We start from the raw sequence: 15,750 nt of genomic DNA on the forward strand, positions 1-15,750 counted from the left end.
GGCATGCGGAAATCATGATGGCGGATTTGATCTCTGGCCCGCTGAAGGGGAAGGCATTCCAGTTCCACCAAACTGATCCCTCAACCGGTGACCGTACCGTCCGGCAGGTTGAGGCAAATGCGGGAGAGAAACTGGCTGCAGCGATTCGTGAGGCGGCTGAAGCGGGTTGAAATTCAGCTTGGCAGGAACGTCGGTCCAGCGCGCGGAACATATCAAATTGTTCCGCGCGATCCCTTCAATCTGATGGGATCCTTGATGGTGCATCGTCACTATTCCAGAAAATATGATAGTTAAAACAACTATTTATTTCACGAATTTGACTCCCGTAGGGTGAGCCGTCCTGAAGCCTGCTGACACGCTCTGGGCTTTCATTCGTCACTCTCGACAGAAGCGGCCGTTGGGACGCCTCGAAGAACCGGGTGATTTTGGCGTGATTGGGATTTGGCGGTGGTGGCAGGCGTGACGGTGTCGTCTGGTAGCCTGATTTTCGGTTGATTTTGGAGGGACTGCGGCCTCTTCAGCGCGGTATTCCACATCATGCAGGCGCACTTCTCCCTTCGTGCCATGCGAGGCGATTGAAGTTGTAGGCCAGGTTTGCCATGCCGATCTTCATCCTGGCGCGCTCGATGCCGATGGTGCGCAAGAAGAGGGCCATCCGTGATTTCTGCGTGGCGAATACATGCTCGACCGCCGAGCGCACTTTCGAGCAGGCGGCATTGGCACGCTGACGGCGCAGGTCCATAGGCTTGCCCTTGGGTTTGCGGAAGTGGATCATCGATCTGAGCCTAGCGCGGCGGACCGCGGTCTCGTTCTTCGCCGAACGGTACGCCGTGTCGGCCCAGACCGATTGGGCGATGTTTTCGGTGTCAAGCACATCCTCGAACGCGCCGCTGTCATGCCGTGCCGCGTGGGTCACTACCCACTTGCGGATGAACCCGAAAGTGCGGTCGATCCCGGCGTGGTTCTTGCAGCCGAACATCGGCACCATGATCTGCGCCGGAGCCGCCACGCGCGCGTCTCCGGCCTCGCTGCGCTTCAGGCTGCCGCGCTTCATCGTCTAGCGCGCGTCGATATCCTTCTGCGCGGCTTTGGCCGGGTCGTCGGGCCAGATCTCGTCCGCCGCCTTGCCCTCCTTGATCAGAGCCTTCTCCTCGTCGGTCAGGCGCTGGCCCGGCGCGGCGATCACCGTGGCATCGATGATCTGCCCGCCTTGCGCCAGATAGCCGCCCGACTTCAACCGCGCATCGAACAGCGCGAACAGCTTATCGATAGCCCGGGCCTGCACCAGGTGCTCGCGGAATAGCCAGATCGTCTTGGCATCGGGGCTTGGCGCATGGGGGGCAGCCCCAAAAACCGCATGAACGAGAGCCGGTCCCGGATCTGGAACTCCGCCTGATCGTCCGACAGATTGTACAACGCCTGCAGCACCAGGACCTTGAACATCAGCACGGGGTCATACGGCGGCCGGCCACCCTTCGAGCCGTCCGAGCACTTCAACGCCTTCTCCAGTCGATAGCGGAATGGTTTGAAATCGACCACCGCAGCCAGCGTTACCAGCGGATCCCCGCCCTTCGTCAGCCGTACGAGATGTTCCTCGTAGTCCCAGAACCCTACCTGCCGCGCCATCACAGCCTCCGCTCTTCGCCAAGATCAGTGAATCACGCCAGCGCGCTGCAGATCAGAGGTTTTTCGAGACGTCCGTTGGAATCGTGATCAGGTCACAGAAGCCCATTCCGTGTCATCGCATTTCAAACAAAGTGTGGGAGCGCCCGCAGGGTGCGATATCCGAAAATAGGAAATAATCATACAAAATCAATGCGATAAATCGCTTGACTGGTGACCCCTACGGGAATCGAACCCGTGTTTCAGCCGTGAGAGGGCCGCGTCCTAACCGCTAGACGAAGGGGCCACGGGTCACGCTGGGCGACCGGCAGGGGGAGCGCTTTAGCAGGCCGTCCGGTGGCGTCAAGCCCAACATCCCCCAAACATCCTGAAGTATCGCCAATAAAAAACCACCCCATGCAAGCATGGGGTGGCCAAGGTTCAGGGAGGAGACGCCTCCTAAAGGGGGAGGCGCCCATACGACACACCCGAAAGGGGGGCAGGTGCGCCGTATGATTGATAGATAGGGCAGGTCGGATCGCCTTTCAAGGGGGGATGCGACGCCCTATCCATCAATTATTTGCACCGTTCCCGGTGTTTTCTCAATCAGGCGTCGGCCGGTGCGGGGATCGGCGCCGCCGGAACGGCGATCGGACCCTTGCCCTGGCTCACCTGCGCCTCGAAGATCTCGCGCATCAGTTGGAGCGAGAAGAGGTGGGCGTGGATCAGGGGAAGCATGCCGCTCTGGTTGATCTTGCGCAGCTGGTCTCCACGCAGGTCGCGCAGCTTTTCCTCATTGACCATGCGAAAGCCGCGATAGACGAAGGGCTGGTCGGCGATCGGCGTCTGGATCGACACTTCGCCGTCCATCAGCAGGTCCATTTCCTGAAGGTCGCGCACGAACTGGCCCGTGCGAGCAGCAGCCTGCTCGAAATCTTCGCAGAATTTCAGTACGCCCTGGGTCAGTTCGGTGGGCTTGCCGTCCTCGAACAGCGGCTGGCCTTCCTCGAACGCGCCAAGCGCCGGGCTGGTCGGGTCGAAGCAGAGCGACAGTTCGTCGACGTCGGGACGCAGCTTGGCCAGCATCCAGGGATAGCGGCGGACATAGGCGGGCACATAGGCGGGGCCGTTCAGCTTGCCTTCCTCATTCACAAAGACGTTGACGCCTTCGTTGAGGCCCATCAGCGACAGCGGCACGCTGTCATTGCCGGCCGAGAAGATGATCGGCGTGAAGCGCTGGGCGGTGACGAATTCGTCGACGGTCAGCGGCACGGCGTGCTGACTGATCAGGAAGGGCGCCGAGTCCACCGACTGGGTCTTGTAATCGGCATGATCCTGGCTGCTGAGCGGGATCAGATCGTTGTAGAAGATCGGCAGATTATTCGCGGGCGCACTCGCCATGATCAGGTCCATTCTCTCAATGATGCGGCGCTTCGACCTGCGCCGCGGGTCCGTAGATTGGGGCAGGGCGATATAGGCCTTGCGGGTCGGGCGCAATCGCTTTGTCGGCGGCCCGCATTCCCGATGGGATCAGCCCTCGTCCGGCAGCGGGATGAGCTTTCCGGGGTTGAATAGCCCCTTGGGGTCGAAGGCGGCCTTGATCGCGCGAAGGGCGCCGATCCGCGCCGGACCGGCCAGTCGTCCCAGTTCCCCCCGTTTCATCTGGCCGATGCCATGTTCGGCCGAGATGGAGCCGCCCGCCGCGACCACCGCGTCATGGACGAAGGCGTTGATCGCCTGTCCTTCCGCGGCGATCCAGGCGGGGCCATCGCTTGTGCCCTTGGGCGCGCGGACGTGGAAATGAACATTGCCGTCGCCCAGATGACCGAAGGAGGAGGCGGTGGTGCCGGGGAAGGTCGCTTCGGCCGCTGCGGCCGCCTCGATCATGAAGGCGGGCATTTTCGCCACCGGTACGCTGATGTCATATTGCAGCGCCGGCCCCTGCGCCTTTTCCGATTCCGACAGGGATTCGCGGATGCGCCAGAAAGCCTCTGCCTGCGCCTCGTTCGCGGCGATGGCGGCGTCGACGGCAATGCCGCGCTCGAAGGCTTCGGCCAGCGCGCCTTCCAGCCGCTCGGACGGGCCGGGTTCTGACAGGTCGGCATGGTCGACCTCTATCAGGACATGCCAGGGCGTCCGCGTCTCGATCGGCGACCGCGTGCCGTGGACATGACCCAGCACGAAGCCCAGCGTGTCGTTGGCGATCACCTCGAACCCCTCGACGCTGTCGCCGAGCCTCTCCTCGATCAGCCGCAACAGGCGCAGCGCGTCGGCCGGCGTTTCCACCCCGACCCAGCCGACCGCCCGCGCGGCGATCGCCGGCACCAGCCGCAGAGAAGAGGCGGTGACAACGCCCAGCGTCCCCTCCGCCCCGATCAGCAACTGCTTGACGTCGTACCCGCGATTATCCTTCTTCAGCGCATCCAGCCCGTCGAAGATACTGCCATCGGGCAGCACCGCCTCGATCCCCTCGACCAGTGCGCGCATCGTGCCGTGACGCAGCACCTGCGTCCCGCCCGCATTGGTGGACACCAGGCCGCCGATGGTGGCGGAGCCCTTGGCGCCCAGGCTCAGCGGAAAGCGGCGCCCGGTCGCCTCGGCGGCGTCATGCAGCACGCTCAGGATCACGCCTGCCTCGCACACTGCCAGATTGTCGTCCGGCGACAGGCTGCGAATCCGGTTCATCCGTCGCAGCGACAGGATGAGGGCGGATCCGTCCGCCGGTGGCGTTGCGCCACCGACCATCGACGTATTGCCGCCCTGCGGCACCAGCGGCACGCCCAGTTCTGCCGCCAGCTTCACCGTGGCGGCCACTTCCTCCGTCGAGCCGGGCGACAATATCGCTGCGGCTGCGCCATGATAGCGGCCGCGCCAGTCGCTGGCCCAGGGGGTGATATCGTCCTGCTCGCTCGTTACGCCCTTGGGGCCGAGCAGGGTGGCGAAGCGGTCGATTATATCCTGTCCGATCATGGGTTGCACCTATGCCCCGGAATTCATCGATTGTTCAACCATAGGGCGATAGCGTGCCGCGCCAAGAAGGGGTCCGATTTGTTTCACACCATATTGCTGCTTCTTGTCGCGCCTGCCGCCGAGCCTGTGCAAATGGCGCAGCTGACGATCCAGCAACGCGTCATCATCCGTGTGCCCATGGCCCGCAAGGGCAAGGCGCCGTCGCGAGTCGCGCCCGAAGCCGCCGAGGATTGGGAAGAGAAGAAGGGGCCGCGCTGCATCGCGCTGCGATCGATCCGCGGAGCCAGCATCGTCGTGCGCAACGGCGTCGATCTGTTGCTCGCGGACGAACATCGCTACCGCGCCCGGCTGGAGCGGGGATGTGATTCGATCGGTTTCTATTCGGGCTTCTATGTCGAACCGCATGAGGATGGTTCGCTCTGTTCGGGGCGCGACGAATTGCAGGCGCGCAGCGGGATGAGCTGCGCCATCGACAGTTTTCGTCGCCTTATCGCTGCCGAACCGGATGATTGACCGACGCTTTTCGTTGCCAATCGCGTGAATTTCTTGACAAGGGACCGATATTTCCGGCAAGGCGCGCCCGATTTCCGACGTGCGGACGCGTACGCCGGCCACCCTCCTGTCCCGGACCTTTGAATGACTTTTGCCGATCTCGGCCTTTCCGACGAATTGCTCAAGGCCGTAACCGAGTCCGGTTACGACACGCCGACGCCGATCCAGGCGCAGGCGATCCCGCCGGTGCTGATGATGAAGGACATTATCGGCATCGCCCAGACGGGGACGGGCAAGACCGCCAGCTTCGTGCTGCCGATGATCGACATCCTCGCCCATGGCCGCGCCCGCGCGCTCATGCCGCGCAGCCTGATCCTGGAGCCGACCCGCGAACTCGCCGCCCAGGTGGCGGAGAATTTCGAGAAGTACGGCAAATATCACAAGCTCTCCATGGCGTTGCTGATCGGCGGCGTGCAGATGGGCGACCAGATCAAGGCGCTCGAAAAGGGCGTCGACGTGCTGATCGCGACGCCGGGCCGTCTGATGGACCTGTTCCAGCGTGGCAAGATCCTGCTCAATGGCTGCAACATGCTGGTGATCGACGAAGCGGACCGGATGCTCGACATGGGCTTCATCCCCGATATCGAGGAAATCTGCACCAAGTTGCCGGCGCAGCGCCAGACGCTCCTCTTCTCGGCGACCATGCCGCCGGTCATCAAGAAGCTGGCCGACCGCTTCCTGTCCAATCCCAAATCGATCGAAGTGGCGCGTCCGGCGACCGCCTCCACCAATATCGCCCAGCATCTGGTGAAGGTCGATTCGCGCAAGAAGCGGGAAGCGTTGCGTGCGCTGCTCGACGCGCAGGACGTGCAGAGCGCGGTGATCTTCTGCAACCGCAAGACCACGGTGCGCGAACTCAACAAGAGCCTTCAACGCCATGGCTACAAGTCGGGCGAGATTCATGGCGACATCGACCAGTCTTCGCGTATCGCCGAACTTGAACGGTTCCGTGAAGGCACCGTCAACATCCTCGTCGCGTCCGACGTCGCGGCGCGGGGCCTCGACATCAAGGGTGTGAGCCACGTCTTCAATTTCGACGCGCCCTGGCACCCCGACGATTATGTCCACCGTATCGGCCGCACCGGCCGCGCAGGGGCGAAGGGCGTTGCCTATACTTTCGTGAGCGAGGCCGACGCCGAGGCGATCGATAATATCCAGAAGCTGATCGGCACCAAGATCGCCTATGCCGACCTGCCGGCCGGCGCCGATGTGTCGCGTGAAGAGAAGCGGTCCGAAAGCCGCGACCGCAAGGATGACCGCCGCCGCAGCGACAAGCGTGACGATCGCGCGCGCTCCGACCGTCCGCGCGATGATCGCCCCCGTGACGACCGCCCCCGTGACGACCGCAAGGATCGCGCCGCTCCGCCCCAACGCCAGCGCCGCCACGAAGTCGACGAAGGCCCGGACGAGGGCTGGAACGGCCCGGTGCCGGAATTTCTCTCGGTCGGCTTCAACGGCTGATCGCGGAGAGAACTGCCGGCCGAGGCGATCCGTCTCGGCACGGCATCGCTTGGGGGGGCGGGGCTTCGCTTGTCGCTTCGCGGCTGCGCTTGAAATCCGTCACGCCCCACAGCCGTCATCCCGGACTGGATCCTGATTTTCATCAGGATGACAGCTGTTAGGTAAATGGCAACAAGCGACCAGGAACAGCCATTAATCCGACGTCATCCCGGCCCTGAGCCGGGATCCCGCTTCTTCTTCCAAGCCCAACCCTAAAAGCAGCCGGACCCCGGCTCAGGGCCGGGGTGACGAGCGTAGGGAATATCCGCAGTCCACCCACGATCGCCATTCACCCGCCCGGTTCGTGCCGAACAACCCTGACAGTCGCAGGTCCGGTTTTGGGCGGGAAAGCGGACCGGGTGGAACCGACCATTTCTAGACGTTCCGGTCACGAATGAAGGTAGTCCATGCGGTCCTTCGGTCTTCCTGTTTCTCTCGCCGTTTGCGGAAAAAGGCTCTCCCGCATAACCAGAGGACCACAGCCCCGACCAAGATACCAAGGACGATAAGTGTCGGTTTTGGGATCGGAATAATTCGCGATGCGGCGAAGCCCCCGATTGCCGCTACCAGTAATAGCTTATCTGCCTTGGTCCGTGATTTGGGCATTATGTGACCTCCACGCATGCCCATAGCGCTGTCAAGTTAATGACTGCTTTCCACCCATTTTCGTCATTCCCGCGCAGGCGGGAAGCCATCTCCTGACGTCACCCCAAGCACAAGGCGGGGGAGATGTGGAAGAGAGGTGCGGAGCTCTCTTCGGCCCGCCTGCGCGGGGATGAAGGTTGGGAAAAGTTATTCCGCAATCCACCCAATTCCTGGCATCGCTATATTCTGATCGACGTTTCTGCCAGCGGTTCAGCGATGCGCGCCACGAAGCGGCGCTGTCCTACATGCTCTGCCCATGATAGACCGGCTCTCGATACTTGCCGCTCGTCTGCGACTGACGGGCAAGCTAATAATATTACCAACATTCATTCCAAAATTTCAAAATCAACGGGAAAAGTGCGAAGTTAAGCACGGCATTTCCTATCCGGGCGCGACCGGAGCCGCGCCTACAGCAGCCCCTTCGCCCGCAGGCTGACATGCCCCTGCACACCGATGATTATATGGTCGTGAACGCTGATGCCCAGTCGCTTGCCGGCGTCGATTATCTGCCGGGTTACGTCGATGTCCTGCCGGCTGGGTTCGGGCGACCCGCTGGGGTGATTGTGGACGAGGATCAGCGCCGCCGACCCGAAGTCGATCGCGCGCCGGATCACCTCCCGCGTGTAGATCGCCGCCTGATCGATCGACCCGTCGCCCATATGGTCGTCGCGGATCAGCATGTTGCGGCTGTTGAGGTGCAGCACCCGCACCCGCTCGACCCCAAGATAGGCCATGTCGGCGCGCAGATAGTCAAGCAGCGCCTGCCAGCTTCCCAGCACCGGCCGCGCCGCCACCTCGTTTCGAAGCATCCGCAAAGCGGTCGCCTGCACGATCTTGATCGCGGCGACGCTGGTTTCGCCCATGCCCGGCACGCGGGCGATCGCCTGCCAGTCGGCGGTCATCAGCGCGCCGATCCCGCCGAAGGTCCGCAGCAGTTCCTTGGCCAAGGGCTTGGTGTCGCGCCGGGGGATGGCCAGCGCCAGCAGATATTCGATCAGTTCATGATCATGCAGCGCATCGCCGCCATTTTCCGCCAGTTTCTGCCGCAGTCGGGCGCGATGCCCCACGCCGTCATGGCTGGCTTTCGCGTCCTGTTCGGCCAATCTTTCGTCCCCCTCATCGACGCCAAGTCACGCTATGCGTTGCGGAATCGTGGAGCAAGGATATTTAAGGGGGAAGAGACGTTATGGTCCCGTTACGGACCATCAGCGTCATTTTTAAGAGCCGGGGTTGGCCATAGGCATGGAAGAAGAAAACGGCGAAGAAGCGGTTCGCCGGGCATGGCTGCGCTGGCTGGGCGTGGGAACGGGATCGCTGGCACTGGTGCTGGTGGCCCTGTGGACCCAGCGCGCGCCGATCGCCGAAAATTTCGTCAGCCGCGAACTTAACCGTCGCGGCGTGCAGGCCAGCTATGATCTGGTCGATGTCGGCCTGCGCACCCAGCGGATCGAGAATATCGTGCTGGGCAATCCTGCCCGGCCGGATCTGACGGCCCGCTGGGTGGAGGTCGACATCGCCTTCACCGGATTGACGCCGCAGGTCGCCGCGGTACGGGCCGGTGGTGTACGGCTGCGCGGCTCCTACCATGCCGGCGTCATGCGCCTTGGCGAACTGGACCGTTTCCGCGACCCGGATTCGACCGCGCCTTTCAGCCTGCCCGACATGCTCGTGTCGCTCGCCGATGCACGCGTCACGCTCGACACCGATGCCGGGCGAATCGGCGCGCAGATCGACGGCAGCGGCAATTTGCAATCCGGTTTTCGCGGTCGTCTGGCCGCCGCGATGCCGCACGCTTCGCTGGCCGGCTGCGGTCTGTCGCGCGCCACGGCGATGGTCACGATCGCGATGCAACAGGGCGCGCCGCATCTGACCGGCCCTGTCCGCGCCGATGCAGCGGCTTGCCGTGACGCCGGCGCGGCGATCGCGAGGCCGGCGGCCATGATCGATCTGACGCTTGGCAAGGCGCTGGATCGCTGGACCGGCCATGTCGACCTGTCCGGTGAAGCGCTGAGAGGCAGCGGACTGGTGCTGGCTGCACCGGGCGGTCGCATCGATTTCGACGGCACCGCCGCACGAACCGGCGGGAAAGTCCGCATGGGGGCCAAGGCGCTCACCGGGCGGGGCGCGGTGCTGCGCAACGCCGCGCTGACGGGCGACTGGGTGTTGGGGCAGGAGGGTAACAGCCTTCAGGGCATCCTGTCGGGCGAAGACCTGCATATGGCTGGCGGCAATCCGCTGGCGGGCCTGCGCGCTTCCGCTGCCGGCACGCCGGTCGAACCGCTGGCGGCAAAGTTTTCCGATGCCGTGGAGAAGGCCGGCCAGCGCAACCGGCTGCGCACGACCTTCGCCCTGGTGCAGAAGCCCGGCAAGGGCAGTCTGGTCATTACCGACACCGGCCTCGACGCGCAGAGCGGGGCGCGGATCGGCATCGCGCAGGGCGGACGGATGACGCTTGCATGGCCCGGCAAGGCAGCCGGACTGGACTGGGCGCTCGACGGCGCGATCACGACGCGGGGCGGCGACTTGCCGCAGGCTGCATTGCGCCTCGCCCGGCGACCAAGTGGCGGTTTTGGCGGGCAGTTGTTCGTCGATCCCTATGTCGCCGGCAGCGCCAGACTGGCGCTCGACCGGGTGCGCTTCACCGCCGACCGCAATGGCGCGACCCGTTTCGCGACGGCGGTGCGGCTCGACGGGCCGCTGCCCGAGGGCCATCTGCGCGGCCTCAGCCTGCCGGTGACAGGGCACGTCGCTGCCAGTGGCGCGGTCGCGATCAATCCGGACTGCGTGCCGGTGTCGCTGCTGGAGGCGCGCTATGGCAATTTCGCGCTCGGCCAGACCCGCCAGACCCTGTGTCCGGTCGAGGGCAAAGCGATGCTCGCCATGGGGCCGGCAGGTCTGCGCGGCGGCGCCGCGATTCGCGACCTGGCGCTCGAAGGCCGCAGCGGCGACAGCCCGATGCGCCTGACTGCCGATCAGGCGCGCGTCGCGCTCGGCAAGACAGGTTTCGCGCTCGCCAATCCGGCGCTGGTCATCGGCCCGCAGGACGCGCCGGTTCGCCTGTCCGCCGCCACCATGGACGGCGCGATGACCGCTAACGGCTTTGCCGGAAAACTGACCGGCGCGGGCGGCCAGATCGGCGCGGTGCCCTTGATCGTCGAGCAGGGGGCAGGGGACTGGAGTTTCGCCAGGGGCATCTTTGGCCTGCACGCCGCCATGACCGTGCGCGATGCGCAGGATGCCGCGCGCTTCAATCCGCTCTCCGTCCCCGATTTCGCGCTGACGCTGAAGGATGGCCGCATCGCCGCCACCGGCACGATGACCCGCAACGGCGCGACCGTGGCGAAGACGGACATCGCCCATGACCTCGGCAGCGCCAGGGGGCATGCGGACCTCACCGTCCCGAACCTTGCCTTCAATCCCGGCTTCCAGCCCGACGCGGTTACGCCGCTGACACTGGGAGTCATCGCCAATGTGAATGCGACGGTGACAGGGCAGGGGCGGATCGACTGGACCGGCTCCGCCGTCACCAGCAGCGGCACCTTCCGTACCGACAATGCGAACTTCGCCGCCGCCTTCGGCCCGGTCGAGGGGCTGTCGGGCGAAATCCGCTTCACCGACCTTATCGGCATGGTCTCCGCGCCGGGGCAGGAAGTACGCATCAGGAAGGTCAATCCCGGTGTAGAGGTGCAGGACGGCGTCGTGCGCTATCATCTCGAAGCCGGGCAGAAGGTGCGGATCGAAGGCGGCGGCTGGCCCTTCTCCGGCGGTAAGCTGGATTTGCTGGCGACGACGATGAATTTCGGCGAGGATGTCGACCGCTACATGACGTTCCGTGTCATCGGGCTGGATGCCGGCGCCTTCATTCAGGCGATGGAACTGGACAATGTGTCGGCGACCGGCACCTTCGACGGGATCATGCCGCTGATCTTCAATGCCAGGGGCGGGCGGGTGTCGGGCGGTGTGCTGGTCGCGCGACAGCAGGGCATGCCGCCGCTCATCATGCCCGAAGGTGTGCTGCCGACCATCCCCTGCGATCCCACCCGCCAGTCGGGCGTGCTGTCCTATGTCGGCCCGGTGTCGAACGAGCAGTTGGGCGTGATGGGCAAGATGGCCTTCGATGCGCTCAAGAATCTGCAATATAAGTGCCTGACGATCCTGATGGATGGTGCGCTGGACGGCGAGATGGTGACGAACGTCGTTTTCAACGGCGTCAATCGGGGCAAGCTGGGCGACGCACCGGGCGGGATCGCGCGCAACTTCATCGGTCTGCCCTTCATCTTCAACGTGCGGATCGCCGCGCCTTTCCGTGGGCTGATGGGCACCGCCCAATCCTTTATCGACCCCTCGCAACTGATCCAGAACAGCATCGGCGATCAGGTGCAGGGGGAAATGCGAACGGGTCCGCAACAAAATCTTGCGGTTCAGCCTCGGGAAAGCGAGACTGTGCCAGACGGGGAGCAGAAATGAAGACACGCGCAATCATGACCGCCGGTATCGCCGGCCTCGCCCTGGGGGGATGCATTCAGGTGAAGGCTCCAGACCGCCCCATCGAAATCAACCTGAACGTCAAGGTGCAGCAGGAAGTCGTGGTGAAGCTGCAACGCGACGCGCAGGATCTTATCCAGAATAACCCGGAGTTGTTCCCGCAATGACACGCAAATTGCTCATGCCAAAGCTGACGTGGCTCGCCGCCGGCGCCGCAGTTGCGCTGGTCAGCGGCTTCATCATGACCGCGCCCGCGCGCGCTCAGTCCGGCGCTGTCGCTGCCGCGATGGCGGCCGGTACGGTGGGGGAACAGGCCGATGGCTATCTCGGCATCGCCGGTACGGTGGGCGCCGATGTCCGGTCGGAGGTCGAAGCCATCAATATCAAGCGTCGCGCCGCCTATACCCAACTCGCTGGCCAGCGCGGTGTAACGGTGCAGGATGTCGCCGCCGCCACCGGTTGCCAGACGCTCAGTAGCCGGGTGAAGCAGGGCCAGGTCTATCGCATCGGTGCCGGTGCCTGGCAGACCAAGGGCGCGGGCGCGATTGCGCTCCCCGGCTATTGCGCAACGGCCGGTTGATCCCCCCGCTGCTTGAATAAACCCAAGGCGCGGTGGTTCTGGCTCCGCGCCTTGGGTCTTTGAAGGGTTCAATCCCGCCTGCGTTTACGTGGCCGCTCCGCCATAATTCCCCGCGCCTTATCGCAAAAAGGTGCCAGGAAATCATAGAGCTGGTCGGTCAGCTCCTCTGACGCCAGCGAATAGAGCACATATTGCCCGCGTTTCTGCTCGCGTACGATGGCGGCCTCTTTCAGCACCGCCAGATGTCGGGAAATGGACGGCATCGCCATTTCGAAATTGTCGGCAATCTCCCCCACGGTCATCGGCTCTTCGGCCAGATGATGCAGGATGCGGCGGCGCGGTTCGGACGCCAGGGCCTTGAAGATCTTGTCCATTCCTATTTAGCTAAATAGGAAAATGGCTAAGCGCAAGGGTGCAGGACCGGATGGTCCAAAAGACCGATTTTCCGGCCGTCGGGCGGGTTGACACTCCGTTAAACCCTTCCTAGAGGGGCGTCGCCTTGACGGGTGCAGCCGCAAGCGCCATGCCGAAACCGATGCGGGCTGAATATGCCTGATGGAGGATGCAATGGCAGCGGACACACCCGGACAGGACCCGGCGGGCGAGGACTCGCGGATCGCTTCCCTTGAGGAGCGGATCGCGAAGGCCGAGCATGTCGAAAAGGTCAGGCAGGGGGCAACGGAGCAGCAGGCGGACGATGGATCCCGCCTCGGCAACCGGGTTCTGGCGGAACTGATCGGCGGTCTTGTCGGTGGTGCTTTGATCGGCTGGGTTCTTGACCGGCTCTTCAATACATCCCCTTGGCTCCTGCTCGTGTTCCTCGGTCTCGGGATCGTGGCGGCGTTCAGGAACATCATCAGATTGACGACGGTGAAGCGTCCCGACGAATAGGGATGTCTCCACCCTAGTCCGAAGACTTGAACGTTACAGGGGTCAACGTGGCAGAATCCGGCAAAATCGATCCGATGCACCAGTTTGCGATCGAACCTCTGTTCGGTACGGATCATCTGTCGCTCGGCGGCTTCAACATCGCCTTCACCAACAGCGCGCTCTATATGGTGCTGGCTGCTGTGGTGCTGTGGATCTTCGTGATCGGCGGCATGAAGCGTGAACTGGTCCCCGGCCGCTGGCAAATGGCTGTCGAATATATGACTGGTTTCATCAAGAACCTGCTGATCGCCAATATCGGCGACAAGGGCCGCAAGTACATCCCGTACGTCTTCTCGCTCTTCATGTTCATTCTGCTGGCGAACCTGCTGGGCCTGCTGCCGCTGGGTCTGTTCGGGCTTCACCCCTTCACCTTCACCAGCCACTTCACCGCGACCGGCGTGCTCGCCATCATGAGCTTCTCGATCGTGCTGATCGTCGGTTTCTGGAAGCATGGTTTCCACTTCTTCTCGCTGTTCGTGCCGCACGGCACGCCCCTGCCGATGATCCCGGTCATTTTCCCGATCGAATTGATCTCGTTCATGGTGCGTCCGTTCAGCCTGGGCCTGCGACTGTTCGTCGCGATGACCGCCGGTCACGTCCTGCTCAAGGTTCTGGCAGGCTTCGTCATCAACAGCGCCAATGCAGGCGTCGGCTTCGGCCTGACCGTCGGCACTGCCAGCTTCGTCCTGATGGTCGGCATCAGCGCGCTGGAAATGCTGGTCGCGGTGATCCAGGCCTATGTGTTCGCGCTGCTGACCTCGGTCTATCTGAACGACGCCGAGAACCTGCACTGAGTTTTCAAATTTCGCCTCATTTCTTCAACTTTTATCTGATTTAACAAGGGAGTTTACGACATGGACGCAGAAGCCGCAAAGCTGCTCGGTGCTGGCCTGGCCGCGATCGGTGCGGGCATTGCTGCCCTCGGTGTGGGCAACGTGTTCAGCGCGTTCCTGGAAGGCGCGCTGCGCAACCCGGGTGCTGCTGACGGTCAGCAGGGTCGCCTGTTCATCGGTTTCGCCGCGGCGGAACTTCTGGGTCTGCTGGCGTTCGTTATCGCCATGATCCTGGTGTTCGTGGCCTAAAGCACGAAATTCGGAGCGGGCAGGGCAGCTTTCGCCTGCACTCTGCCCGCTCCTCTTATTGACCGCCCTCTGATCGGACGGACCGAAAATGCCTCAAATCGCGCAAATTGCCGAAACCTATTCCAGTCAGATCTTCTGGCTGCTGGTGACGTTCGGCTTCGTCTTCTTCGTCATTGGCCTCGGCATGGTGCCCAAGGTTCAGGGTACGGCAGACGCGCGCGACGCGAAGATCAGCGGTGATCTGGACGCGGCCAAGGTCGCGTTCGCCCGCGCCGACGAAGCGGAAGCGGACTACCGCGTTCGCGACGCCGAAAGCCGCGCCGCCGCCCAGGCCGTGATGGCCAAGGCGAAGGGCGAAGCGGCCAAGTCTTCGGAAACGAAGCTCGCCGCCGCCGATGCCGATGTCGCGAGCACGATCGCTGCGGCCGAAGCGCGTATCCAGGCCGCAAGCACTGCGGCTCTGGCAGAAATCGAAACCGTCGCCGCCGATGCGGCGCGCGACATGGTGGCTCGCATTTCCGGCGTCGAAGCGTCGGATGAGGCAGCCCGCAACGCAGTAAAGGCGGCACTGGCCCATGGCTGAGGCAGCAGCACAGCATAACGCAGCGACCCCTCCGTCGCTCGGCGAGGCGATCCACAGCGAAGGCATGGAGCCGGTCGGCACTGTCGCGCATGAAGGCGTCGTACCGCACACCGACCCCAAGGCCGTCGGCATGGACGCGACCGCCTGGGTCAGCCTGGCGATGGCGGTGTTCATCGTCATCCTGCTGGTCAAGAAGGTGCCTGCCGTGATCGGCAAGGCGCTGGACGGGCGGATTGCGCAGATCAAGGAACAACTGGCCGAAGCCTCCAGGCTTCGCGCCGAGGCCGAAGCGCTCAAGGGCGAATATGAAGCCAAGCTGGCCGCTGCGGCCGGTGAAGCGGAAGCCATGCGCAAGGCTGCGGAGCATGAAGCCGAAGGCCTGATCGCCGACGCCAAGGTCAATGCCGAAGCGCTGGTCGCCCGTCGCCAGAAGATGGCGGAGGACAAGATCGGGGCCGCCGAACGCGCTGCGATCGCCAGCATCCGCACCAAGACGGTGACGGCCGCGACCGCCGCCGCCGCCGCTCTGATCGCTCAGGGTCATGACGCCAAGGCGGACAAGGATCTGGTCGATAACGCGATCAAGGGTCTGGGCACGATCAACTGATCGTCCGGAACGGGATAAGAGAGAAAGGGCCGATGCGCATGTCGCAACGGCCCTTTTTCTTTGTCGCGATGGGGAGCGGATGGTCCAGTTCCCCACCCTCCGTTGGCGTCCGCCCCTTGCCGTAATCGCACTAAGGGGCGCCGACCTCTGGCGATCAGCAACGATGTGAATTTCGGCAGGGCATGCAGCAATGACGTGCGTGATCGATGACGGC

Annotated in this window: 14 protein-coding genes, 1 tRNA gene and 1 pseudogene; 10 read left to right on the top strand and 6 right to left on the bottom strand. The window is 63.6% G+C overall.

Going from position 1 to position 15,750, the window contains the following annotated elements; all coding sequences use genetic code 11:
- Positions 1-535: 535 nt before the first annotated feature.
- The 4 genes and pseudogenes from VMR39_RS26670 to VMR39_RS26685 all read right to left on the bottom strand — a co-directional run bounded on the left by VMR39_RS26670 (position 536) and on the right by VMR39_RS26685 (position 4,572).
- Positions 536-1,626 (bottom strand): annotated as a pseudogene (locus VMR39_RS26670) (IS5 family transposase).
- A gap of 208 nt (positions 1,627-1,834) precedes the next feature.
- Positions 1,835-1,909 (bottom strand) — tRNA-Glu (locus VMR39_RS26675).
- Positions 1,910-2,208: 299 nt separating this feature from the next.
- Entirely contained in the window at positions 2,209-3,003 is a 795-nt protein-coding gene (locus VMR39_RS26680) for a SapC family protein (protein ID WP_325420930.1), read from the bottom strand.
- A 129-nt stretch (positions 3,004-3,132) separates the two neighbouring features.
- Positions 3,133-4,572, bottom strand: a complete 1,440-nt coding sequence (locus tag VMR39_RS26685) for an FAD-binding oxidoreductase (protein ID WP_325420932.1) — start codon at positions 4,570-4,572, stop codon at positions 3,133-3,135.
- A 78-nt stretch (positions 4,573-4,650) separates the two neighbouring features.
- On the opposite strand from VMR39_RS26685, the gene VMR39_RS26690 reads away from it, so the two are divergent.
- On the top strand, positions 4,651-5,085 hold the full coding sequence (locus VMR39_RS26690) for a hypothetical protein (RefSeq protein WP_325420934.1): 435 nt from the start codon (positions 4,651-4,653) through the stop codon (positions 5,083-5,085).
- A 123-nt stretch (positions 5,086-5,208) separates the two neighbouring features.
- On the top strand, positions 5,209-6,585 hold the full coding sequence (locus VMR39_RS26695) for a DEAD/DEAH box helicase (protein ID WP_325420936.1): 1,377 nt from the start codon (positions 5,209-5,211) through the stop codon (positions 6,583-6,585).
- A gap of 1,091 nt (positions 6,586-7,676) precedes the next feature.
- Here VMR39_RS26695 and radC read toward each other — a convergent pair.
- A complete protein-coding gene (gene radC / locus VMR39_RS26700) occupies positions 7,677-8,372 on the bottom strand; it encodes a RadC family protein (protein WP_325420938.1) in 696 nt (231 codons plus the stop codon).
- 139 nt (positions 8,373-8,511) lie between these two features.
- Between radC and VMR39_RS26705 the strand changes: the two genes are divergently transcribed.
- From VMR39_RS26705 to VMR39_RS26715, 3 genes are read left to right on the top strand one after another with little or no spacing between them, the layout of a single operon-like run.
- Positions 8,512-11,736 (top strand): intermembrane phospholipid transport protein YdbH family protein, encoded by a 3,225-nt coding sequence (locus VMR39_RS26705; RefSeq protein ID WP_325420940.1) that lies wholly within the window; start codon positions 8,512-8,514, stop codon positions 11,734-11,736.
- Positions 11,733-11,921: a YnbE family lipoprotein gene (locus tag VMR39_RS26710; protein WP_179045280.1), complete on the top strand. Its 189-nt coding sequence runs from the start codon at positions 11,733-11,735 to the stop codon at positions 11,919-11,921. Before VMR39_RS26705 ends, VMR39_RS26710 begins: the two co-directional genes overlap by 4 nt.
- Positions 11,918-12,334, top strand: a complete 417-nt coding sequence (locus tag VMR39_RS26715; protein WP_325420944.1) for a YdbL family protein — start codon at positions 11,918-11,920, stop codon at positions 12,332-12,334. Before VMR39_RS26710 ends, VMR39_RS26715 begins: the two co-directional genes overlap by 4 nt.
- 68 nt (positions 12,335-12,402) lie before the next feature.
- On the opposite strand, the gene VMR39_RS26720 is transcribed toward VMR39_RS26715, so the two are convergent.
- Positions 12,403-12,708, bottom strand: a complete 306-nt coding sequence (locus tag VMR39_RS26720; protein WP_325420946.1) for a metalloregulator ArsR/SmtB family transcription factor — start codon at positions 12,706-12,708, stop codon at positions 12,403-12,405.
- A 193-nt stretch (positions 12,709-12,901) separates the two neighbouring features.
- On the opposite strand from VMR39_RS26720, the gene VMR39_RS26725 reads away from it, so the two are divergent.
- The 5 genes from VMR39_RS26725 (at position 12,902) to VMR39_RS26745 (ending at position 15,536) form a co-directional block, all read left to right on the top strand.
- Entirely contained in the window at positions 12,902-13,225 is a 324-nt protein-coding gene (locus tag VMR39_RS26725; RefSeq protein ID WP_325420948.1) for an AtpZ/AtpI family protein, read from the top strand.
- Between the two features lie 47 nt (positions 13,226-13,272).
- Positions 13,273-14,058 carry a F0F1 ATP synthase subunit A gene (locus tag VMR39_RS26730; RefSeq protein ID WP_179045276.1) on the top strand — a complete coding sequence of 262 codons (786 nt, stop codon included), beginning with the start codon at positions 13,273-13,275 and terminating at the stop codon, positions 14,056-14,058.
- A 60-nt stretch (positions 14,059-14,118) separates the two neighbouring features.
- Positions 14,119-14,346 carry a F0F1 ATP synthase subunit C gene (locus VMR39_RS26735; protein WP_006961951.1) on the top strand — a complete coding sequence of 76 codons (228 nt, stop codon included), beginning with the start codon at positions 14,119-14,121 and terminating at the stop codon, positions 14,344-14,346.
- Between the two features lie 88 nt (positions 14,347-14,434).
- Entirely contained in the window at positions 14,435-14,929 is a 495-nt protein-coding gene (locus VMR39_RS26740) for an ATPase (protein WP_325420959.1), read from the top strand.
- A complete protein-coding gene (locus VMR39_RS26745; protein ID WP_414712601.1) occupies positions 14,922-15,536 on the top strand; it encodes a F0F1 ATP synthase subunit B in 615 nt (204 codons plus the stop codon). The genes VMR39_RS26740 and VMR39_RS26745 overlap by 8 nt, the downstream gene beginning before the upstream one ends.
- Positions 15,537-15,750 lie beyond the last annotated feature (214 nt).

Origin of the sequence: Sphingobium sp., assembly GCF_035511395.1 — a bacterium.
In the GTDB taxonomy this organism is placed as follows: Bacteria; Pseudomonadota; Alphaproteobacteria; order Sphingomonadales; family Sphingomonadaceae; genus Sphingobium.

Excerpts from the sequence above, each read along its gene's own strand:
- VMR39_RS26680 (WP_325420930.1), bottom strand. The coding sequence starts at position 3,003 with ATGGCGAGTGCGCCCGCGAATAATCTGCCGATCTTCTACAACGATCTG.
- VMR39_RS26715 (WP_325420944.1), top strand. The coding sequence starts at position 11,918 with ATGACACGCAAATTGCTCATGCCAAAGCTGACGTGGCTCGCCGCCGGC.
- VMR39_RS26685 (WP_325420932.1), bottom strand. The coding sequence starts at position 4,572 with ATGATCGGACAGGATATAATCGACCGCTTCGCCACCCTGCTCGGCCCC.
- VMR39_RS26720 (WP_325420946.1), bottom strand. The coding sequence starts at position 12,708 with ATGGACAAGATCTTCAAGGCCCTGGCGTCCGAACCGCGCCGCCGCATC.
- VMR39_RS26745 (WP_414712601.1), top strand. The coding sequence starts at position 14,922 with ATGGCTGAGGCAGCAGCACAGCATAACGCAGCGACCCCTCCGTCGCTC.
- VMR39_RS26695 (WP_325420936.1), top strand. The coding sequence starts at position 5,209 with ATGACTTTTGCCGATCTCGGCCTTTCCGACGAATTGCTCAAGGCCGTA.
- VMR39_RS26710 (WP_179045280.1), top strand. The coding sequence starts at position 11,733 with ATGAAGACACGCGCAATCATGACCGCCGGTATCGCCGGCCTCGCCCTG.
- VMR39_RS26740 (WP_325420959.1), top strand. The coding sequence starts at position 14,435 with ATGCCTCAAATCGCGCAAATTGCCGAAACCTATTCCAGTCAGATCTTC.
- VMR39_RS26725 (WP_325420948.1), top strand. The coding sequence starts at position 12,902 with ATGGCAGCGGACACACCCGGACAGGACCCGGCGGGCGAGGACTCGCGG.
- VMR39_RS26705 (WP_325420940.1), top strand. The coding sequence starts at position 8,512 with ATGGAAGAAGAAAACGGCGAAGAAGCGGTTCGCCGGGCATGGCTGCGC.
- VMR39_RS26735 (WP_006961951.1), top strand. The coding sequence starts at position 14,119 with ATGGACGCAGAAGCCGCAAAGCTGCTCGGTGCTGGCCTGGCCGCGATC.